This window comes from Embleya sp. NBC_00888, assembly GCF_045207655.1.
In the GTDB taxonomy this organism is placed as follows: Bacteria; Actinomycetota; Actinomycetes; order Streptomycetales; family Streptomycetaceae; genus Embleya.
In genome coordinates this window covers 2,964,023-2,984,833 of record NZ_CP108784.1, presented here as the reverse complement: position 1 = coordinate 2,984,833, position 20,811 = coordinate 2,964,023, and the positions used below count along the sequence as shown (strand labels likewise).

General features: G+C 71.1%; 20 protein-coding genes and 1 pseudogene. 13 read left to right on the top strand and 8 right to left on the bottom strand.

Annotated elements, in window-relative coordinates; all coding sequences use genetic code 11:
- Positions 1–12 precede the first annotated feature (12 nt).
- From OG948_RS11975 to OG948_RS11960, 4 genes are all read left to right on the top strand, one after another.
- Positions 13–891: an isoprenyl transferase gene (locus OG948_RS11975; protein WP_406300233.1), complete on the top strand. Its 879-nt coding sequence runs from the start codon at positions 13–15 to the stop codon at positions 889–891.
- A 180-nt stretch (positions 892–1,071) separates the two neighbouring features.
- On the top strand, positions 1,072–2,160 hold the full coding sequence (locus tag OG948_RS11970) for a permease (RefSeq protein ID WP_406296092.1): 1,089 nt from the start codon (positions 1,072–1,074) through the stop codon (positions 2,158–2,160).
- Positions 2,157–2,939 (top strand): TIGR03943 family putative permease subunit, encoded by a 783-nt coding sequence (locus OG948_RS11965; protein WP_406296091.1) that lies wholly within the window; start codon positions 2,157–2,159, stop codon positions 2,937–2,939. Before OG948_RS11970 ends, OG948_RS11965 begins: the two co-directional genes overlap by 4 nt.
- 158 nt (positions 2,940–3,097) lie before the next feature.
- Positions 3,098–3,634, top strand: coding sequence for a hypothetical protein (locus OG948_RS11960; protein ID WP_406296089.1), 537 nt, complete (start codon positions 3,098–3,100; stop codon positions 3,632–3,634).
- Positions 3,635–3,649: 15 nt separating this feature from the next.
- Here the strand turns inward: OG948_RS11960 and OG948_RS11955 are convergent, their stop codons facing one another.
- The 4 genes from OG948_RS11955 to OG948_RS11940 all read right to left on the bottom strand — a co-directional run bounded on the left by OG948_RS11955 (position 3,650) and on the right by OG948_RS11940 (position 6,780).
- Positions 3,650–4,069 (bottom strand): Fur family transcriptional regulator, encoded by a 420-nt coding sequence (locus OG948_RS11955; RefSeq protein ID WP_395862032.1) that lies wholly within the window; start codon positions 4,067–4,069, stop codon positions 3,650–3,652.
- A 61-nt stretch (positions 4,070–4,130) separates the two neighbouring features.
- The gene (locus OG948_RS11950) at positions 4,131–5,048 is read right to left on the bottom strand and encodes a metal ABC transporter permease (RefSeq protein WP_406296087.1); all 918 of its coding nucleotides are present in this window, start codon (positions 5,046–5,048) and stop codon (positions 4,131–4,133) included.
- Entirely contained in the window at positions 5,045–5,821 is a 777-nt protein-coding gene (locus OG948_RS11945) for a metal ABC transporter ATP-binding protein (RefSeq protein WP_406296085.1), read from the bottom strand. Before OG948_RS11945 ends, OG948_RS11950 begins: the two co-directional genes overlap by 4 nt.
- Complete coding sequence (locus OG948_RS11940; RefSeq protein ID WP_406296083.1) at positions 5,818–6,780, bottom strand: metal ABC transporter substrate-binding protein; 963 nt, start codon at positions 6,778–6,780, stop codon at positions 5,818–5,820. Before OG948_RS11940 ends, OG948_RS11945 begins: the two co-directional genes overlap by 4 nt.
- 163 nt (positions 6,781–6,943) lie before the next feature.
- Between OG948_RS11940 and OG948_RS11935 the strand changes: the two genes are divergently transcribed.
- Complete coding sequence (locus OG948_RS11935; protein ID WP_406296081.1) at positions 6,944–8,326, top strand: glycine--tRNA ligase; 1,383 nt, start codon at positions 6,944–6,946, stop codon at positions 8,324–8,326.
- Positions 8,327–8,469: 143 nt separating this feature from the next.
- Here the strand turns inward: OG948_RS11935 and OG948_RS11930 are convergent, their stop codons facing one another.
- Together OG948_RS11930 and OG948_RS11925 are read right to left on the bottom strand one after the other, a co-directional pair.
- A complete protein-coding gene (locus OG948_RS11930) occupies positions 8,470–9,456 on the bottom strand; it encodes a hypothetical protein (RefSeq protein WP_406296079.1) in 987 nt (328 codons plus the stop codon).
- Positions 9,457–9,471: 15 nt separating this feature from the next.
- On the bottom strand, positions 9,472–10,137 hold the full coding sequence (locus OG948_RS11925) for an NADAR family protein (protein ID WP_406296078.1): 666 nt from the start codon (positions 10,135–10,137) through the stop codon (positions 9,472–9,474).
- 102 nt (positions 10,138–10,239) lie between these two features.
- On the opposite strand from OG948_RS11925, the gene dusB reads away from it, so the two are divergent.
- Both dusB and OG948_RS11915 read left to right on the top strand, forming a co-directional pair.
- Complete coding sequence (gene dusB, locus OG948_RS11920) at positions 10,240–11,436, top strand: tRNA dihydrouridine synthase DusB (protein ID WP_406296077.1); 1,197 nt, start codon at positions 10,240–10,242, stop codon at positions 11,434–11,436.
- A gap of 113 nt (positions 11,437–11,549) precedes the next feature.
- Positions 11,550–12,155, top strand: coding sequence for a TetR/AcrR family transcriptional regulator (locus tag OG948_RS11915; RefSeq protein ID WP_406296075.1), 606 nt, complete (start codon positions 11,550–11,552; stop codon positions 12,153–12,155).
- Positions 12,156–12,361: 206 nt separating this feature from the next.
- Here OG948_RS11915 and OG948_RS11910 read toward each other — a convergent pair.
- A pseudogene (locus OG948_RS11910) lies at positions 12,362–12,682 on the bottom strand (peptidoglycan DD-metalloendopeptidase family protein); the annotation flags it as partial.
- A gap of 525 nt (positions 12,683–13,207) precedes the next feature.
- Here OG948_RS11910 and rpsB point away from each other — a divergent pair.
- The 6 genes from rpsB to rlmN all read left to right on the top strand — a co-directional run bounded on the left by rpsB (position 13,208) and on the right by rlmN (position 19,140).
- A complete protein-coding gene (gene rpsB, locus OG948_RS11905) occupies positions 13,208–14,167 on the top strand; it encodes a 30S ribosomal protein S2 (protein ID WP_406296073.1) in 960 nt (319 codons plus the stop codon).
- Positions 14,168–14,373: 206 nt separating this feature from the next.
- Positions 14,374–15,207 carry a translation elongation factor Ts gene (gene tsf / locus OG948_RS11900; RefSeq protein WP_395862051.1) on the top strand — a complete coding sequence of 278 codons (834 nt, stop codon included), beginning with the start codon at positions 14,374–14,376 and terminating at the stop codon, positions 15,205–15,207.
- A gap of 65 nt (positions 15,208–15,272) precedes the next feature.
- Positions 15,273–16,082, top strand: a complete 810-nt coding sequence (gene pyrH, locus OG948_RS11895) for a UMP kinase (RefSeq protein WP_395862053.1) — start codon at positions 15,273–15,275, stop codon at positions 16,080–16,082.
- Between the two features lie 32 nt (positions 16,083–16,114).
- On the top strand, positions 16,115–16,672 hold the full coding sequence (gene frr, locus OG948_RS11890; protein WP_406296071.1) for a ribosome recycling factor: 558 nt from the start codon (positions 16,115–16,117) through the stop codon (positions 16,670–16,672).
- Positions 16,672–17,937 carry a phosphatidate cytidylyltransferase gene (locus tag OG948_RS11885; RefSeq protein WP_406296069.1) on the top strand — a complete coding sequence of 422 codons (1,266 nt, stop codon included), beginning with the start codon at positions 16,672–16,674 and terminating at the stop codon, positions 17,935–17,937. Before frr ends, OG948_RS11885 begins: the two co-directional genes overlap by 1 nt.
- A 96-nt stretch (positions 17,938–18,033) precedes the next feature.
- A complete protein-coding gene (gene rlmN / locus OG948_RS11880; protein ID WP_406296067.1) occupies positions 18,034–19,140 on the top strand; it encodes a 23S rRNA (adenine(2503)-C(2))-methyltransferase RlmN in 1,107 nt (368 codons plus the stop codon).
- Between the two features lie 405 nt (positions 19,141–19,545).
- Here rlmN and OG948_RS11875 read toward each other — a convergent pair whose 3' ends face one another.
- Positions 19,546–20,811 carry a hypothetical protein gene (locus OG948_RS11875; protein WP_406296066.1) on the bottom strand — a complete coding sequence of 422 codons (1,266 nt, stop codon included), beginning with the start codon at positions 20,809–20,811 and terminating at the stop codon, positions 19,546–19,548.

The following is a 20,811-nucleotide window of genomic DNA, read 5'->3' as shown; positions in this document are numbered from 1 at the left end:
GGCCGCTTCGGCCTGTTCCCCCGCCGTCGGCGGGCCGAGTCGGCGCCCGCCCGGGCCGCTCGGGAGCAGCGGCACTACCGCGACCCGAAGCCGCACGCCGAGGGCGCGCTGCCGCCGGAGATCCCGGCCGACCTGGTGCCCCGGCACGTGGCGCTGGTGATGGACGGCAACGGCCGCTGGGCCAAGGAGCGCGGCCTGGCCCGTACCGACGGACACACCGCGGGCGAGGCGTCGCTGTTCGACGTGGTCGAGGGCGCGGCCCAGATCGGCGTCAAGTACGTCTCCGCGTACGCGTTCTCCACCGAGAACTGGAAGCGCTCGCCCGAGGAGGTGCGCTTCCTGATGGGCTTCAACATCGACACGATCCACCGGCGGATCGACGAGATGGACGAACTCGGCGTGCGGATCCGCTGGTGCGGTCGGCGGCCCCGGTTGTGGGCGAGCGTGATCAAGGAGTTGGAGATCGCCGAGGAGCGGACCAAGAACAACACCAACCTCACGCTGGCGATGTGCATCAACTACGGCGGCCGGGCCGAGATCGCGGACGCGGCGGCGCTGATCGCCGAGGACGTCAAGGCGGGCCGGCTCGACCCGAAGAAGGTCGACGAGAAGTTGTTCGCCAAGTACCTCGACGAGCCGGACATGCCCGACGTCGACCTGTTCATCAGGTCCTCCGGTGAACAACGCACCTCCAACTTCCTGCTGTGGCAGTCCGCCTACGCCGAGATGGTCTTCCTCGACGTGTTGTGGCCGGACTTCGATCGGCGGCACATGTGGCAGGCGTGCGAGACGTACGCGTCGCGCGATCGCCGCTACGGCGGTGCGCTGCCGAACGCGGTCGCCGCGCCGCAGCCGGTGTCCTCGGGCTCCACGGCGGCCTCCGGAGCCTGATCGCCCGCAGGTGGCCGCCGGTCGCCGACCGCCGGACTCGAACCCGGGTGCCGGGAGGCGTTCGGGCCGGAACCGATGGATGGGAATCGGCGCACGGGAACCGGCGGATGCGAACGGGTGGGTGAAAGGTTTCGCAAAGCGCGGTGCGCGTCGAGCGGCGGCCCCACGATCAATGCGAACATGACCATCATGTTCGAAAAGAGCGCGCCGTCGCGCCCCGCCACCGCCACCCGGCCGGCGCCACCGCCGCCCCGTGGCGCCGAGTCGTCGCCCGCGACCGCCGGGCCCGGGTCGCCCGTCGGCCCGCCCGCCGAGCGCTGGCGGCCGGGCCAACTCGAGTTCTTCGTCCTGGCGTTGGTCGTGCTGCTGTTCGCGCAGCCGTGGATCGTGGATCGGCTCGGCGCGCGCTCGGTGCAGACCTGGGCCACCGTGTTCGTCGCGATCTCCGTGCAAGCGCTGCCGTTCCTGGTGCTCGGCACGCTGCTGTCGGCCGCGATCACCGCGTTCGTGCCGCCGTCGGTGTTCACCAAGGTGTTGCCCAAGCGGCAGTCCCTGGCGGTGCCGGTCGCGGGCGCGGCCGGGGCGATCCTGCCCGGCTGCGAGTGCGCGTCGGTGCCGGTGGCCAGTGGGCTGATGGCGCGCGGGGTCGCGCCCGCCGCGGCGCTGGCGTTCCTGCTGTCCTCGCCCGCGATCAACCCGATCGTGCTGACCGCGACCGCGGTCGCCTTCCCCAAGCAGCCCGAGATGGTGCTCGCCCGGTTCCTCGCCTCGCTCGGCACGGCGGTGCTGATGGGCTGGTTGTGGGCGCGGTTCGGCCGGCCCGAGTGGATCAAGGCGACGCGCCGTCCGCACGATCACGGCGGCAGCGGCAAGTGGGAGAACTTCCGGCTCGCGCTCCAGCACGACTTCCTGCACGCGGGCGGCTTCCTGGTGATCGGCGCGCTGACCGCCGCGACGCTGAACGTCACGGTGCCCAAGCACGTGATCGACGCGGTCTCCGACTCGCCGTGGTTCGCGGTGCTCGCGCTGGCCTTCCTCGCCGTGGTGCTCGCGGTCTGCTCGGAGGCGGACGCGTTCGTGGCGGCGAGCCTGATCGGCTTCTCGCCGACCGCGAAACTGGCCTTCATGGTGGTCGGCCCGATGGTGGACGTGAAGCTGATCGCGCTCCAGTCGGGCACCTTCGGGCGCGGCTTCGCGGCCCGGTTCTCCTCGGCGACGTTCGTGGTCGCGATCGTCGCAAGCTACGTCGTCGGATGGTGGTTGTTGTGAGGCGGGACGTCCAGGCGGTGCTGTTGATCCTGATCGGCGGCGCGCTGCTGCGGATCTCGCTGACCGACATGTACCTGCGCTACGTCAAGGACGGCCTGCGTCCCGCGCTGCTCGCGGCGGGCGCGATCCTGCTCGCGGTCGGCCTGATCTCGGCGGTGCGGGACGGGATACAGCGCCGGGCGCCGGAATCGGCGGCGGAGCCCGCGCACGCGCACCCGGCCGAGGGCACAGGCGAGCCGGTCGGCGAGCCGGCGGAGGCGGGCGGCCACGACCACTCGACCGGCCCGCGGGCGGCCTGGCTGCTGTGTCTGCCGGTGCTCGCGCTGTTCCTGATCGCGCCGCCCGCGCTCGGCTCGTACACCGCCGCGCGCTCGGACAACGTGGTGGCCAAGCCGGCCGCCGCCTCGAACGACGCGGGCTTTCCCCCGCTGCCGGCGGGCGATCCGCTGCCGATGAGCCTGGCGGACTTCCTGATCCGCTCGGTCTGGGACACCACGGCGCCGCTCAAGGACCGCAACGTGCAACTCACCGGCTTCGTCACGCCCGGCAAGGCCCCGGGCACGTGGTACGTCACCCGGATGGTGATCAGTTGTTGTGCGGCCGACGCCTTCGCTCGCAAGATCGAGGTACACGGCGTCGCGGCGCCCCCGGCCGACTCGTGGGTGACGGTCACCGGCCGCTGGTTGCCCAACGGCCAAACCCAGGCGGACGACGCGATGCCCGCCCTGACCGCCACCGCCGTCGTTCCGATCCCGACCCCGCGCGAGCCGTACGAATAGGCACGTCGTGACGATGTCACCGTCCGGTCACCGCCGCGTTCGCGTCCTGCGAGCGCGGCGGTGGCGCGATGTGCCTTCTCCTACCGTGGGTTCGCGGACGGATCGCCTGGGGAGGACGATCCGCCGGTCTATCGGGGGGAATCAGCATGGGGTGGGGAATGCGTCGTGCCGTCGTCGCGGCGGTCGTGGTGGGCGTACTCGGGTCGGGCGTGACCGCGTGCCAAAAGGACAAGGGAGCGGACGCCGACCGCAAGGGTGAGGCGAGCACCGAGGCGCCGAAGAGCTCGGACCGGGACGGCCCGGCCGGCGACGGCGAACTCGAGGTCGAGGGGGTGTTCCTGACCGTCACACCCGGCACGCTGGCCGGCGTTCGGTGCAGGACCGCGTTCATGGAGACCTTCATCGGCACGATCACCTTCGCCGACGGGCACAAGGGCGGTCGGATCACCGTCTCCTACGGCGGATCCTCCGGCAGCATGAAGCAGGAGGAGATCGACGTGCCCGCGGGGAAGAAGTCGATCACCAAGACGTTCGCCTACTCGGAGTTCCTCTCCGGCGGTTCGATCGCGGCCGGGCAGCTCAACGTGCTGAAGCCGAATCGGGTCGGCTCGGCCACGGTGCGGCCCACCGGCACGTGCGCCGAGGGTGGGACATGGGGTGGTACGGCCGGTACGACCGGGGGCGGCACCTGGTAGTCGATCGGGCCGGCGTCAGTCGGTCGCCTTCGCGCACTGCGCGCACGTACCGAAGATCTCCAGTTCGTGCGAGACGTCGCCGAAGCCGTGTTCGGCGGCGATCCGGTTCGCCCAGCGCTCCACCGCCGGGCCCTCGACCTCGACGGTGCGTCCGCAGGAGCGGCAGACGAGGTGGTGGTGGTGCCCGCGGCTGCACCGGCGGTAGACCGACTCGCCGTCCTGGGTGCGCAGCACGTCCACCTCGTCCGCGTCGGCGAGGGCCTGGAGCGTGCGGTAGACGGTGGTCAGCCCGACCGCCTCGCCGCGCTGCTTGAGCAGGTCGTGCAGGTCCTGCGCGCTGCGAAAGTCCTCGATCTCGTCGAGGAGGGCCGAGACGGCGGCACGCTGCCGGGTGGACCGACCCCGAACCGGGCTCGTGCCGTGGGCGGTGGTCACCTGGGTGCCTCCTCGATCGCTGCGGGTCGGACGGCGCCGTTTCCGTACCGGCGCCCTGTGTCTATGTCCGAGTCGCCATTGTGCCGGCGTCCGGTACCCCCGCGTCCACATGTACGTCGTCCACCCGAGGCTGATCCGCCTCGGCGGCGGCGGCCTCCGCGCGCCGGGCCCGGCGCCGGTTCAGCGGTGTCGCGAGCACGCCCACCACGACGAACAGCGCGATCGCGAGCAGCACGATGGTGGCCCCGGGCGGCGCGTCCACGTAGTACGTCAGCGTCGTACCGGAGACCGAGACCAGCACGCCGACCACGATCGAGATCGCGGCGGTCATCGCGAAAGTGCGTGAGAGCTGCTGGGCGACCGCGACCGGGACCACCATCAGCGCGCTCACCAGGAGCAGCCCCACCACCCGCATCGCGACCGTCACGGTGACCGCGGCGGTGACCGCGAGCAGCAGGTTCAGCGTGCGCACGGGCAACCCGGTCACCCGGGCGAAGTCCTCGTCCTGGCACACCGTGAACAGCGCCCGGCGCAGCCCGAGGGTGACCGCGAGCACCGCGACGGCCAGGATCGTGATGATCTTGACGTCCTCCGGCGAGACCGAGGTCAGCGAGCCGAACAGGTACGACTGGAGATTGGCGTTGGAGCCCTCCGGGGCGAGGTTGATCAGCATCACGCCGCCCGCGATGCCGCCGTAGAAGAGCACCGACAGCGCGACGTCGCCGCTGACCCTGTTGCGCTCGCGGATCAGCTCGATCAGCACCGCGCCCACCGACGCGGTGAGCACCGCGGTCAGTACGGGGGAGGTGCTGAGCAAAAAGCCCAGGCCCACGCCGGTGAGCGCGACGTGTCCGATGCCGTCGCCCATGAACGCCTGGCGGCGCTGCACCAGGTAGACGCCCACGGCGGGCGCGGTCATGCCCACGAGCAGGGCCGCCAGCAGCGCGCGCTGCATGAAGGGGAAGTCCAGGATCGTCACGAGAGCAGTCCCATCCCGGCGCGGTGCGCGGTGTGATCGTCGTGCGGGTGCACGTGGTCGTGGCCCGGCAGCGCGTGCTGGCCGACCGCCCGGGGCGGCGGACCGTCGTGGCACACGCAGCCCTCGCGCAGGACCACCGCGCGGTCGATCAGCGGCTCCAGCGGGCCGAGTTCGTGCAGCACGAGCAGGACCGCCCGGCCCTGCTCCTGCTGCGCCCGCAGGGTGCCCGCGAGCACCTCCTGGCTGCGCAGGTCCACGCCCGCCATCGGCTCGTCCATGATCAGCAGGTCGGGGCGGCGGGCCAGGGCGCGGGCGATCAGCACCCGCTGCTGCTGGCCGCCGGACAGGTGCGCGATGCCGTCGCGCGCGCGGTCGAGCATGCCGACCGCCGCGAGCGCCTCGTCCACCGCGGCCCGGCCGTCCCGGCCCGGTCCCAGCACGCGGCGGCCGTTGAGCAGGCCGGAGGTGACCACCTCGCGCACACTGGCCGGCACCCCGGCGGCGGCCGTGGTGCGCTGCGGCACGTAGCCGATCCGGGACCAGTCGCGAAAGCGCGCGAACGGCGTGCCGAACAGCTCGATCGTGCCGCCGGTCAACGGGACCAGGCCGACCAGTGTGCGTACCAGCGTGGACTTGCCCGAGCCGTTGGCGCCCAGCAGCGCGACCACCTCGCCGGGGCGCACGCTCAGGTCCACCCCGCGCAGGACCGGCCGGCCGCCCAGGGACGCGGTGCCGCCGATCAACCGGGCGACCGGCGCGTGAAGTTCCGTCATGAGCAGCCGAGTCCCTTCCGCAGCGCGTCCAGGTTGGCGCGCATCACCGAGAAGTAATCGTTCTCGGCCTCGTTCTTTATGCCCTCGAGCGGATCCAGGACGCCGGTCTGCACCTTCAGGTCCTGGGCGAGCGTCCTGGCGGTCTTGGGCTCGGCCAGGGTCTCGAAGAAGATCGTGGTCACACCGCGCTCCCGGGCCAGCTTCTGGATGTCGGCCCGGCGGGCGGGGGAGGGCTCGGACTCGGGGTTGACGCCGTTCACCGCGATCTGGTTCAGGTGGTAACGCTCCGCGAGGTAGCCGAAGGCGGCGTGACTGGTCACCACGTCCTTGCGCGCGCAGGTCGCCAGGCCGGCGGTGAACTCGCCGTCGAGCCCGTTCAGGCGCGCGGTCAGGTCGGCGGCGCGGGCGCGGTAGTCCTGCGCGTTGGCCGGGTCGGCGGCGGCGAGCGATTCGCCCACACCGCCGGCGATCGCGGCGAGGCGGGTCGGGTCGAGCCACACGTGCGGGTCGCCGTGTTCGGCGTCCGCGTGGTCGTGGCCCTCGTGCCCGTCCTCCTCGGCGCCGTGCACCTCGGTGCCGTGCTCCTCCAGCGGCGCGAATCTGCTCGCCTCCGCGGTGTGCTTGGGCTTGTTCTGCTGGATCGCCTTGTCCACCGCGGGCTGCAGACCCTTGAGGTAGACCACCAGATCGGCCTGCGAGATCGCGCCGACCTGCTTGGGGGTCAGCTCCAGGTCGTGCGGCTCGGCCCCGGCCTTGGTCAGGTTCGTCACCTTCACGTGCGGCCCGCCGACCTGCTGGGCGACGAATTTCATCGGGTAGAAGGCCGCGATCACGCGCAGCTTCGCGCCCGCCCCGGTGTCCGCCTTCGCGTCGTCGGTACCGGCGCATCCGGAGAGCAGCAGGGCGGACGCGGCGGCGGTCGCGAGCAGTGCGGCCGGAGCGGTGCGGCGTATCTTCATGACAATGATTCTCAACTAGAATGACAATCGTTGTCAATAATACCGGATTGGGCCAACCGTGGCGGAGCGGGCCTCGGGCATAAGGATTTACCGGGTCGACCAGCGCGCCGGTAGCCTGTGCCGACACTGTCACTGCCCGCATCGTCGCACCGAAGAGAGCATTGTGGCCGCCGACAAGATCGACACCATCGTCAGCCTGAGCAAGCGCCGAGGCTTCGTTTACCCCTGTAGTGAGATCTACGGCGGCCAGAGGGCCGCCTGGGACTACGGTCCCCTCGGCGTGGAGCTCAAGGAGAACATCAAGCGCCAGTGGTGGCGCACGATGGTCACCTCGCGTGACGACATCGTCGGTCTGGACTCCTCGGTCATCCTCGCCCGCGAGGTGTGGGAGGCGTCCGGTCACGTCGAGGCGTTCGTCGACCCGCTGACCGAGTGCACCTCGTGCCACAAGCGCTACCGCGCCGACCACCTCGAAGAGGCCTACGAGGCCAAGCGCGGCCGGCTGCCGGAGAACGGCCTCGCCGACATCACCTGTCCCAACTGCGGGAACAAGGGCACCTTCACCGAGCCCAAGATGTTCAACGGTCTGCTCCAGACCTTCCTGGGCCCCACCCAGGACGAGTCCGGCCGCGCGTACCTGCGCCCGGAGACCGCCCAGGGCATCTTCGTCAACTACAAGGCCGTCGAGCAGACCTCGCGCAAGAAGCCGCCGTTCGGCATCGCCCAGACCGGCAAGAGCTTCCGCAACGAGATCACGCCCGGAAACTTCATCTTCCGCACGCGCGAGTTCGAGCAGATGGAGATGGAGTTCTTCGTCAAGCCGGGTGAGGACGAGACCTGGCAGGAGTACTGGATGCAGCAGCGCTGGGACTGGTACGTCGGTCTCGGCCTCAGCCCCGACAACATGCGCTTCTTCGAGCACCCGAAGGAGAAGTTGTCGCACTACTCCAAGCGCACGGTCGACATCGAGTACCGCTTCAACTTCGGCGGCACCGAGTTCTCCGAGCTGGAGGGCATCGCCAACCGCACGGACTACGACCTGCGCACCCACTCGGAGAAGTCCGGCACCGACCTGTCGTACTTCGACCAGGACGCCGGCGAGCGCTGGTTCCCGTACGTCATCGAGCCCGCCGCGGGCCTGAACCGGGCGATGCTCGCGTTCCTGCTCGACGCGTACTTCGAGGACGAGGCGCCCAACGCCAAGGGCAAGCTGGAGAAGCGCACCGTGCTGCGTCTTGACCCGCGCCTGGCGCCGGTCAAGGCCGCCATCCTGCCGCTGTCGCGCAACACCGACCTGTCGCCCAAGGCCCGCGGGCTGGCCGCGGACCTGCGCCAGTACTGGAACTGCGACTTCGACGACGCCGGTGCGATCGGCCGTCGCTACCGCCGCCAGGACGAGATCGGCACGCCGTTCTGCATCACGGTCGACTTCGACACGCTCGAGGACAACGCGGTGACCGTGCGCTCGCGCGACACGATGCAGCAGGAGCGGGTGTCGCTCGACCAGGTCGTGGGCTATCTCTCGGCGCGGCTGCCGGGCTGCTGACCCGAACCCGGCCGTAGGCCGCGGAGCACGGGAGACGACACGAGGGGCGCCGTCCGCGACGGCGCCCCTCGTTGTTCGTCGCGGACCGATCGGCGAACCGACGTCGCGTCGCGGACGGCCCGCTCAGACGCGGACCGGCCGGCTCACTTGAAGATGCCGGCCGTGATGCGGTCCGTCATCCGGTAGGTCAGATCGCTGTAGACGGCGCTCGCCGCCTTCGAGGCTTCCTCGCCCTGGCCCTTGAGCGGACCGCCGTCGGCCCGGCCGATGTCGATCACCAGCACGTAGTGCCCGGTCGTGGTGGTGACCGCGATGTGCTCGGAGCCGTCCTTGAAGGCGACCCCGCTCGACGCGGGCGGTGCCAGCCAGGCCGTCGGCGACGTGGCGAACGGAATCTTGTCCAGCGCCTGCTTCAACGCCTGCGCCTTGGCCTTGTCCGGCACCGAGACCACCGACAGCGTCGCCACGTACTTGCCGGCGGAGTCCTTGTACGACCCGCGCAGCACACCCACACACCCGTTCTGCGTGATCGCCGTGCCGGTCGCGGTCACCACCTTCGAACAGTCCGCGGCCGCGCCGCCGTCGGCGGACAGTTGCCGGTACTTGCCGCCGCTGCGACCGTCGAACTCGGCCGGATCCTTGAAGAAGTAGTCCGTGGTGAAGGGCAGCTTGTCGGTGGAGACCGCGTCGATGTTGGACGTGTTCGGCGGCGGCGCGGACTGGAAGCCCTTGGGTTCGTCGGTGGGCGCACCGGCCGAACCCTGCGGCGCGGGCAGCGCGCCGCCGTTGCTCGCCGGGTTCGGCGACGAGTTCGCGGCCGGCTTCTTGTCGTCGCCGTCGTCCTTGGCCAGGAAGAAGAACGCCCCGCCGCCGATCACGCCGAGCGCGACCACCGCGGTCACCGGCATCAGCCACTTCCGCCGGCTCGACGGCGGGGGCGGCGGCTGCCCGTACCCCTGGCCGTACTGCTGCTGCGGATACGGCTGACCGTACGGCTGTTGCGCGTAGCCGGGTTGCCCATACGGTTGGCCGCCGTAGGGCTGTTGACCGTTGTTCGGTTGGCCGTACGGCTGTTGCCCGTGGCCGTAGCCGGGCCCGTTCGGGGGCTGCGGGGGCGGGAAGGCACTCATGCTGCGGAGATTAGTTCATCGGGACGACGGGTCAGGGCCGGATCCCGAAGCCCGGTTGGTGGAGCCGGCCAGCCGGGCCCGGGCCTCCATCAACGCGAACCCCAACAGGTTCAGCCCGCGCCAGCGCTCGGGGTCGGCGGCCCGCTCGTCGTCGGCGGCCAGCCCGATGCCCCAGATCCGGTCCAGCGGACTGGCCTCCACCAGCACCCGCTGCCCGGTGCCGAGCAGGAACGCGCCCATCGCGGGGTGCTGCCCGAACTTGGCCACGTTGCCCGCCACGATCAACTCGAACCGCTCGTCCACCCAGCGCCGCTCGTCGAAGCCGCGCACCTGCCGACCGATCGTCTTGGCGGTCTTCGGGTGGCCCGCCGCCAGCACCCGCCGCTCCGCGTCCGCGTCGCCGAACATCCGCGCCTTGCCCGCCATCATCCAGTGCTCGGCGGTGCGATAGCTCACCCCGTCCACCGTGAACGGCGACGGATACCACTGGCTCAGACAACCCGAGTCCACACCCTCGCGCGGCTCCCGATGACCCCAGAAGAAGACGTACTTCAGCCGAGGACCGCGCCGCGCTCGCAGGACGAGGGACGCGACATCGCGAGGTTCGACGGCGAGCCGGTCACCGGACGCGTCGCCGGGCTCGTCGGTCGCCGTGCGGGAATCCCCGGAATCCATGCTCATGGCGACGATCGTGTCAGCACCGACCGACACCCGGAAACAGCTTTTCCCGGTGGGGGACAATGGATCGGATCCATCCCCGCACCCCCTTCTGGAGCACCGTCCATGGCACCCGCCGACGCACCCACCCCCGACGCGACCGGCAGCCCGTGGGCGCCGCTGCGCCTGGGCGCCGAGGGCGGCGCGCGGATCTGGCCGCCGGTCGTGCTGGCCCCGATGGCCGGCATCACCAACGCGCCGTTCCGCACGCTGTGCCAGGAACAGGCCGAGGCGGCGACCACCGCACGGCCCGCCGGGCTGTACGTCAGCGAGATGATCACCACCCGCGCGCTGGTCGAGCGGGACGCCAAGACGCTGCGCCTGATCCGCTTCGCCGAGACCGAGCGCCCGCGCAGCATCCAGCTCTACGGCGTCGACCCGCACATCGTGGGCCGCGCGGTGGCGATGATCGTGGACGAGGGCCTGGCCGACCACATCGACCTCAACTTCGGCTGCCCGGTGCCCAAGGTCACCCGCAAGGGCGGCGGCTCGGCGCTGCCGTACAAGCGCAACCTGCTGCGTGACATCCTGCGCTCGGCGGTCAAGAACGCGCGCGGCGTGCCGGTCACCATCAAGATGCGCAAGGGCATCGACGACGACCACCTGACCTACCTCGACGCGGGCCGGATCGCCGTGGACGAGGGCATCACCTGGGTCGCCCTGCACGGTCGCACCGCCGAGCAGCACTACGGCGGCACCGCCGACTGGTCCGCCATCGCGCGGCTGAAGGAGGTCGTCACCGACATCCCGGTGCTCGGCAACGGCGACATCTGGGATGCCGAGGACGCGTTGCGGATGATGCGTGAGACCGGCTGCGACGGTGTCGTGGTCGGTCGCGGCTGCCTGGGCCGCCCGTGGTTGTTCCGCGACCTGGTGTCCGCGTTCGAGGGCAGCGCGGAACGGGCCCGCCCGACCCTGGGCGAGGCCACCGCGATCATGCGCCGGCACGCGGTGCTGCTCGCCGAGTGGATCGGCGACGAGGCGCACGGTGTGACCGACCTGCGCAAGCACGTCGCGTGGTACATGAAGGGCTTCTCGGTCGGCGGCACCATCCGGCGCGGCCTGGCCACCGCGAGCAGCCTGGCCGAACTCGACGACTGGTTCGGGCGACTGGACCTGGACCAGCCCTGGCCGATCGGCGCGGACGGCCCGCGCGGCCGGACCGCCGGTGGCAAGCGGGTGATCCTGCCCGAGGGCTGGCTCGACGACCCCGAGTGCGCGCTGCCCCCGATCGACGCCGAGTTGGACCACTCCGGCGGCTGACCCCCGGCCGACCGCCGGCGGCCGACCGGCGGTCGCGGGTCGCGGCGTGGGCGGGATTCGGCAATTGTGCGAGCTCCCCGATGGCACGCACAGTCACGTCGTAGAGTGAGTGGATGCCCAAGATTCGAGCGTCCTCCGTCGCCGAACACCGCGCGATGCAGCACGCCGCGCTGCTCGACGCCGCGCGGAGCCTGCTCGACGAGGGCGGTTTCGCCGCACTGACCTTCCCCGCACTCGCCGAGCGCACCGGCCTGGCCCGCTCCTCGCTCTACGAGTACTTCGCCTCGCGCGCGGCCGTGGTCGAGGAGCTCTGCGCGGTGGACCTGCCCGCGTGGGTGGCCGAGGTCGAGGACGCGATGGGCGCGACCGAGGATCCGGCGCACAAGATCGCGGCCTACGTGGCCCGCCAGTTGGAATTGGTCGGTGATCGCCGTCATCGGGTGGTCGTCGCGATCTCCACCGGCGAGCTGGACACGAACGCGCGCGAACGCATCCGGGCCGCCCACGGGCGGATCGTCGAACTGGTGGTGGACGCGCTCGCCGCGCTGGGCCACCGGGACCCGATGCTGGTCGCGACGCTGGTCCAGGGCATGGTCGACGCCGCGGTCCGCCGGATCGAATGCGGCGCCGACCCCGGCGCGGTCGAGGCGGCCACGCTGGCACTCGTTCTCGGCGGCGTCGCCCGGGTCGCCGAACCCGATCGGGCGGAGCCCGAATAAGCGGAGCCCGACATAGCAGAACCCGACGTAGTGGAGTCCGAAGAGGAAGAGCCGGAAGAAGCGGAGCCCGGACCCGGACGGTTCGGGTACAACCGCACCCGCACCCGCCGCAACAGGGTCAGCGGATCGCGATACCCGGGCACCAGCAGTCCCCAGTGCAGGCACGGCTCGGCCAGATGGAACGGTCCCGGCGCGAGCACCCCCAGCGGCTCGCCCGCGACGACCGCGCGCCCGGCCGACACCGACGCGAGCACCGGCTCGTAGGTCGTGCGCACGTCCCCGTGCCGCACGCTGACCACCCCGCGCCCGGCCACCGACCCCGCGAACACCACCACCCCCGCGCCCGCCGCGAGCACCGGTTGTCCGACCCGTGCGGCGAGATCCACCCCACGGTGGCCCGCCGACCACGCCGCCTCGGGCGCCTCGAACCCGCGCAGCACCTCGGGCCGGGGATCCAGCGGCCACACCCAGCGCCGGACCGCCGGCGCGGGTCGCACCGTGCCGGTCGCGGCCGGCGGGCCGGCCATGGACAACACGGCCGTGAGCAAAACGAGACACAGCACGATCGGCCCTCGGCCGGGTTTCGACGCGTTCATGCGGACCAGACTCGTCCGCGTCGAGCCGTACCCCGGCCGACGCGACGCGCACTGTGGACAAACAGCGGCTCACTGCGTGTAGACAACTTTTTCTGTGCATAACCGGACGGCGATCGTCGAAGACCGATACGGCTCGAAAAGGCCGCATACAGACTGACGAGGCGTCGGAAAAGGGTGGCCGGAAGGCGAGTCGCTCGGCCGCGCGCGGTTCCCGTACACTTCCCGGAGCGGCCCGGCCTTCCGGGTCGACTTCGCGCGCCCACCTTCGAGCCGCCGACGTCCCGCATGGCGAGACGCCACCGAGCGGGACTCGATGGGGACACCTCTCGGTCCGGGAATCCGCAAGGACCTCGGCGTGGTGTCGCGGGCGTCAGGCGTGGCGGCGACCCGTCGCCACGGCACAACCGAGAGTCCCGGGCACGATCGCCGGGACGAGAGCCCAAGGAGCGTACGGCCATGGCCGTCGTCACGATGCGGGAGCTGCTGGAAAGCGGCGTCCACTTCGGTCACCAGACCCGCCGCTGGAACCCGAAGATGAAGCGCTTCATCTTCACGGAGCGCAACGGCATCTACATCATCGACCTGCTCCAGTCGCTGTCGTACATCGACCGCGCCTACGAGTTCGTCAAGGAGACCGTCGCCCACGGTGGCACGATCCTCTTCGTCGGCACCAAGAAGCAGGCGCAGGAAGCGATCGCCGAGCAGGCGACGCGCGTGGGCATGCCCTACGTCAACCAGCGCTGGCTCGGCGGCATGCTGACCAACTTCTCGACCGTCTACAAGCGCCTCCAGCGCCTGAAGGAGCTCGAGCAGCTCGACTTCGACGACGTGGCCGGCTCGGGCATGACGAAGAAGGAACTGCTCGTCCTCAAGCGCGAGAAGGACAAGCTGGCGAAGACCCTCGGCGGTATCCGCGACATGCAGCGCGTGCCTTCGGCCGTGTGGATCGTGGACACCAAGAAGGAGCACATCGGCGTCGGCGAGGCCCGGAAGCTGCACATCCCGGTCGTCGCGATCCTCGACACCAACTGTGACCCCGACGAGGTCGACTACAAGATCCCGGGCAACGACGACGCGATCCGCTCGGTCACGCTGCTCACCCGCGTGATCGCCGACGCCGTCGCCGACGGTCTCATGTCGCGTGCCGGTGGCGCCGCGGCCGACACCAAGGCCACCGCCGGCGAGCCCCTCGCCGACTGGGAGCGCGAGCTGCTCGAGGCCGGCAAGAAGGAAGAGGCGGCTCCGGCCGAAGCCGCCCCCGCCGCCGAGGAGATCGTCGAGTCCGGCTCGGTCACCGAGGCCGATGTCGAGGCCGAGGCCACCGAGGCCACCGAGGCCACCGAGGCCACCGAGGCCGCTCCGGCCGCCGAGGCCGCCCCCGAGGCGCCGGCCACCGAGGCCGACCCGCAGGTCTGACCCTGGATCGAGGGGTACGACGGCCCGGCCGGCGTACCCCTCGCCCTGTGCCGGGCCCCGATCACGGTGCGTGCGTACCTGGTACGTCCCCGTATGTGTCGGAATACCCGCACAGCCCCTTGACCTTCATCGGGTGGGGCGACAACCTCACCCGCAGTCGCTCGGCGCAACCGGGCCGCTGACCCGAGAGACGAGAGAATCAGGACATGGCGAACTTCTCCGCCGCGGACGTGAAGAAGCTCCGTGAGCTCACCGCCGCAGGCATGATGGACTGCAAGAAGGCCCTCGAAGAGGCCGAAGGTGACGTCGACAAGGCTGTCGAGATCCTTCGCGTCAAGGGCCAGAAGGGCGTCACCAAGCGCGAGGGCCGCTCGGCCTCCAACGGTGCCGTCGTCGCGCTGCTCGACGGCAACGCGTCCGGCGTCCTGGTCGAGCTCAAGTGCGAGACCGACTTCGTGGCCAAGAGCCCGAAGTTCATCGAGGCCGCCGAGGCGATCGCCGCGCACGTCGCCAAGAGCTCGCCCGCCGACATCGCCGCGCTGCTCGCGAGCGAGATCGAGGCCGGCAAGACCGTCCAGCAGTACGTCGACGACGCCAACGTCACGCTCGGCGAGAAGATCGTGCTCGACCGCTTCGCGCAGTACGCCGACGGCTTCGTCGCGGCCTACCTGCACAAGACCAGCCCCGACCTGCCCGCGCAGATCGGCGTGCTGATCGAGCTGGACGGCGCCAACGCCGAGGTCGCCAAGGACGTCGCGCAGCACATCGCCGCGTTCTCGCCGACGGTGCTGAACCGCGAGGACGTGCCGGCCGAGACGGTCGAGAACGAGCGTCGCGTGGCCGAGGCCACCGCGCGCGAGGAGGGCAAGCCCGAGGCTGCCCTCGCCAAGATCGTCGAGGGCCGGGTGACCGGCTTCTTCAAGGAGAACGTGCTGCTCGACCAGGCGTTCGCCAAGGACAGCAAGAAGTCCGTGGGCAAGGTCCTGGACGAGGCCGGCGTCAAGGTCAAGCGGTTCACCCGCTTCCGCGTCGGCGTCTGATCCGCCCCTCGCACCACCGCCCCGATTCGGGGCATGCAGTAGGCATGAACGCAAGTGGAAGCAGTATGGCGAGGAGGCCGCAAGGCGTGGAGGGAACCGTGCAGGAAACCGAAACGAAGGCGGCCTCCTCGTCGTCCGCCGAGGGCGACGAGCCGAACCCCTACGCCCGCCGGGTGCTGCTCAAGCTCTCCGGCGAGGCGTTCGCGGGCGGCGGCGCCCTGGGCGTCGATCCCGACACCGTGCAGACCATCGCGCTCCAGATCGCCGACGTGGTCCGCCGGGGCACCGAGGTCGCCATCGTCATCGGCGGTGGCAACTTCTTCCGTGGCGCCGAATTGCAGATCCGCGGCATGGACCGCGCGCGCTCGGACTACATGGGCATGCTCGGCACGGTGATGAACTGCCTGGCGCTGCAGGACTTCCTGGAGAAGCAGGGCATCGACACCCGCGTGCAGACCGCCATCACGATGGGCCAGGTCGCCGAGCCGTACATCCCGCGCCGGGCGGTGCGACACCTGGAGAAGGGTCGCGTGGTCATCTTCGGCGCGGGCATGGGCATGCCCTACTTCTCCACCGATACCACGGCCGCCCAACGCGCGTTGGAGATCGACGCGGTCGCGCTGCTCATGGCCAAGGGTGTCGACGGCGTGTACGACTGCGACCCGAAGGCCAACCCGGACGCGGTCATGTTCGATCACCTGGACCACGCCGAGGTGCTCGCCCGCGGGCTCAAGGTCGCGGACGCCACCGCGATCAGCCTGTGCATGGACAACGAACTGCCGATCGTCGTCTTCAACCTGCTCGTCGAGGGCAACATCGCCCGCGCCGTGCGGGGTGAGAAGATCGGCACCCTGGTCAGCCGTACCGACGGCTGATCGACGGCGACAGGACCGGGACAGGAGCCGACATGATCGACGAGATTCTCCTCGAAGCCGAGGAAAAGATGGAGAAGGCCGTCGTGGTCGCCAAGGACGACTTCGCGGCGATCCGCACGGGCCGGGCCACCCCGGCGATGTTCAACAAGATCCTCGTGGACTACTACGGCTCGCCCACGCCGGTGAACCAGCTCGCGTCGTTCACCACGCCCGAGCCGCGCATGGTCATCGTGACCCCGTTCGACCGCGGTTCGACCAACGCGATCGTCAAGGCGATCCGGGACTCCGACCTCGGGGTCAACCCGACCGACGACGGCAAGCTCATCCGCGTCGTCTTCCCGCAGCTCACCGAGGAACGCCGCAAGGAGTTCATCAAGCTGGCGCGGAGCAAGGGCGAGGACGCGAAGATCTCGTTGCGGGCGATCCGCCGCAAGGCGAAGGAAACGCTCGACAAGCTGGTCAAGGACGGCGAGAGCGGCGAGGACGAGGTGCGTCGCGCCGAGAAGGAACTCGACGACACGACCCACAAGTACGTCGCGCAGATCGACGAGTTGCTGAAGCACAAGGAAGCCGAGCTGCTCGAAGTCTGATGAACGACTCGACCTGGGGCGGTACGCCGCCGGCCGATCCGCCCGCGGGAGCGCACCCCGATCTGCCGCCCGGCCACGACCCGTACGGGTCGTACGGCGCGTGGCCGGAGCAGGTCCCGGACGCCCCGACGGGTCAGGACGTGGCCCACTACGACGCGGCCCGGTCCGGTGGCTACGGGGATGGCGCCACTCGTGCGCAGCAGCACTTTCCCGCCGGCGTCGGGGTACAGACACAGGATGACCACACGCAGGTGCTGTCACCGATCGCGGGTCACGACCCGGGCGACGAACCGGATCCGCACTCGGGTTCCGCGTTTCGGGACGAGCCCGCCCGGACGGACGCGGCTCGGATCGACCCCGGGCGTGAGGGGCTCGCGGTGACCGAGGAGCCACCCGCGAAACCCGTCGGCAAGGCCGGCCGGAACCTGCCGCAGGCGATCGGAGTCGGTGCCGGGCTGGGCGGGGTCATCATCGCCTCGCTGCTCACCCTGCCGGTGCTGTTCGTCGGCGTCGTGCTGCTTGCCGTGCTGGTCGGACTGTGGGAACTGGCGGGCGCGTTCGGTCGTGCCGAGACGGTCGCCGACGCGTCCGGTCGGACCGCGCAGGGCGCCACCGTCGGGCGCGGCATCCGGATCCCGGTGGTGCCGCTCGCGGTCGGCTCGGCGGCGATGCTCGTCGCGGGCTACGCGCGCGGTGCGGAAGGGCTCGCGATCGCCACCGCGCTGACCGCCGTGGCGGTGATGATCTGGCGGATGACCGAGGGGCCCGAGGACTTCCTCCGGGACATGACCGCCGGTGTGTTCACCGTCTTCTATCTGCCGTTCCTGGCCGGGTTCGCGGTCCTGATGCTCGCCGACGACGACGGCGCGCAGCGGGTGTTGACCTTCATCATCCTGGTGGTCTGCGCGGACACCGGTGCCTACGCGGCCGGCGTGACCTCCGGCGGCCCGCACAAGATGGCGCCCAGGATCAGTCCCGGGAAGAGCTGGGAAGGCTTCGCCGGCGGGGTGTTCCTGGCCGCCGTCGCGGGCGCGGTCTGCGTGACGACCATGCTCGACGGCGCGTGGTGGCAGGGCGCCGTGGTGGGCGTCGCCGCCGCCGCGGTGTCCGCGCTCGGGGACCTGGCCGAATCGATGATCAAGCGGGACCTGAAGGTCAAGGACATGGGCAATCTGCTGCCCGGTCACGGTGGCGTGATGGACCGACTCGACTCGCTGCTCGCCGCGGCTCCCGTGGTGTGGCTGCTGCTCGCCGTATTCGTATGACCCGGACCTGATCCGGCAAGAAACCGGACAGGCCGCGTGTGCACGAGAGCGGGGCCGAACCGGCCCCGCCCGTACACCTGCGACACTGGACGAGCCATGCCCAAACCAGGAGAACTCACCTTCACCGCGCCGCCGCGTCGTTCGAAGCCGCCGCGCCACCTTGCCGACCTCACCCCCACCGAGCGCCGCGAGGCCGTCGCCGAGTTGGGCGAGAAGCCGTTTCGCGCGGCTCAACTGTCCAAGCACTACTTCGGCCACCTCTCGGACGACCCCGAGCAGTGGACCGACATGCCCGCCGCGTCGCGGGCCAAGCTCGCCGAGGCACTGCTGCCCGAGCTGATGACCTCCGTGCGGGACATCTCGTGCGACGACGGCGCGACCCGCAAGTCGCTGTGGAAGCTCTTCGACGGCACGCTCGTCGAGGCCGTCCTGATGCGCTACCCCGACCGGGTCACCATGTGCGTGTCCTCGCAGGCGGGCTGCGGGATGAACTGCCCGTTCTGCGCCACCGGCCAGGCCGGTCTGACCCGCAACCTGTCCACCGGCGAGATCGTCGAGCAGGTGCTCGCGGGCGCGCGGGCGCTCGCCCGCGGCGAGGTGCCCGGCGGCCCGGGCCGGGTCGGTAACGTCGTCTTCATGGGCATGGGCGAGCCGCTCGCCAACTACAAGGCCGTGGTCGGCGCGGTCCGCCGACTGACCGACCCGAGCCCCGACGGGCTGGGCATCTCCGCCCGCTCGGTGACCATGTCGACGGTCGGCCTGGTCCCGGCGATGTACAAGCTGGCCGACGAGCGCGTCCCGGTCACCCTCGCGCTGTCCCTGCACGCGCCGGACGACGACCTGCGCAACACCCTCGTGCCGGTCAACACGCGCTGGGACGTGCGCGAGGTGCTGGACGCCGCGTGGCACTACGAGGGCGTCACCGGTCGACGGGTGTCCATCGAGTACGCGCTGATCAAGGACATCAACGACCACGGCTGGCGGGCCGACCTGCTCGGGCGCCGGCTCAAGAACCACAACGCGCACGTCAACCTGATCCCGCTCAACCCCACGCCGGGGTCGAAGTGGACCGCGTCGACGGCCGAACGCCAGGAGGAGTTCGTCCGCCTGCTGACCAAGCACGGCGTGCCGGTCACCGTCCGGGACACCCGCGGTCGCGACATCGACGGCGCCTGCGGCCAGCTCGCGGCCGCCGAGGTCTAGGTCCCGTCCGGTCCGAAGGCACGTCCCGTCCCGCGGACGCCGGGCCTGCTTCGGTCGATATTCGGACATCCGGGGCAGGTCACGGGTGCGCGGCGCGGCGATATAGAACGGGTAACGAATCCTTATCGGATCCTTAGGCGCCCCAGGGCAGACTGATCTCAGTGCCAAGTCGTCGGATCCTTTGATCCCCCCGTTCGAATGATCCGACGGCGGCACGCCCAAGCCGCCGGTCGAAGGGACACGATCCGGCGCACGGCTCGGGGTCGCGTGGCCCCCGAGACGATAAGCACTTCGAGCCCGTCGCGGAAGGGGACGCCGCGCCGGGCTCGAAGTGTTTTCCCATGTACGGAGCGGTTTTCCGGTGTTTCGGCCCGGGCCCGGGTTCGGTCGTGTCGGGGTCGGGCCTCAGGTCCGCCACCTCGGCCGTTCGCCCCGCACGATCACCACCGTCGCCGCGATCAGCGCGATCGCCAGCAGGCCGACCGCCCACGCGGTGCCCAGGGCCGCGGTGCGCGTGGACACCGTGGGGAACGGGTTGGCGTCACCCTGCGCGGGCCACGCGGCCAGCGCGCCGACCGCGACCGAGGTCGGTACACACACCAGCACCGGCACCGTGAGGGCGACCAGCGCCGCACGGCGATCCACCGGTGTGCCGGCGCCGATCGAACGCAGCGTGCGCGAGGTCTCCCGGCGCGCGGAGCCGTATTCCACGGCCACGGTGAACAACATCGCGGCGGCGCACAGCGACACCGCCGCGACGGTCAAGAACAGCGGGGCGTCGGCCATCCGCACCGGGGTGTGGTCGCCCGCGAGTCGGCTGGTGGTGACCACCGCGAGGGCGATCGTGGTCAGCCCCAGGGGCAGTGCCAGGCCGCGCGCGCTCGCCTCGATCCGACGGGCCGCGCACAACGTCCACACCCGTCCGGCCCGGGCGGCCCAGCCCGCTCCGAGCCAGGTCACCAACCACGGCATGGTGAGCGCCGCGCCCACCAGCACCGCGCCGTAGCCGAGCACGGCGGCGGGCAACGTGCCGTGCGCCAACCGCTCCGGCCGACCCGGGTCGGCGATCAGGTACTGCCCGAGCAGCCCGGCCAGCACCAGCAGCGGCCCGACATAGGGCGGAACGAGCGGCAACGACCGGGTCGAGGGTCGGCGCGTCGCGCAAGCGGCGGCGAGGGCCGCGATCGCGGGTACCGCGACGAGCAGCGTGACCGAGGCCGTCCAGGGCACGGTGGCGCCGATCGCGAGCAGATGGCGGATCCCGGGCGGCGCCGAACCCAGCAACGAGCGCGACACCAGGTGTGCCTGCACCCCGGCGATCGCGCCGGCCAGGGCGGTGGTGGCCGCCTCGGACGCGACCAGGCCCCGACCGCGATCGGCCGACATCCGCACCGGCAGCGAGCGGCCGGCCCGGTCGATCCGGTACAGGTCGGTCAGCCGGTTGGCGACCGCGGTCAGCACGGCAACCGCGGCCAGCACCGGCACCGCGGCGAGCACCGGACCGATCAGCGCCGGCCCGGGACGCCCGGCCGGTCGCGCCCACGCCAGCAGGCTCAGCAGGACGGTGGTGGCCGTACCCGCCACCGCGGCGCCGGCCAGCACGCGCGCGGCGTCGACCCGGGACGCGTCGCGCAACGCCTCGCGCAGTGGGCTCGGGTCGGCCCCGGACAT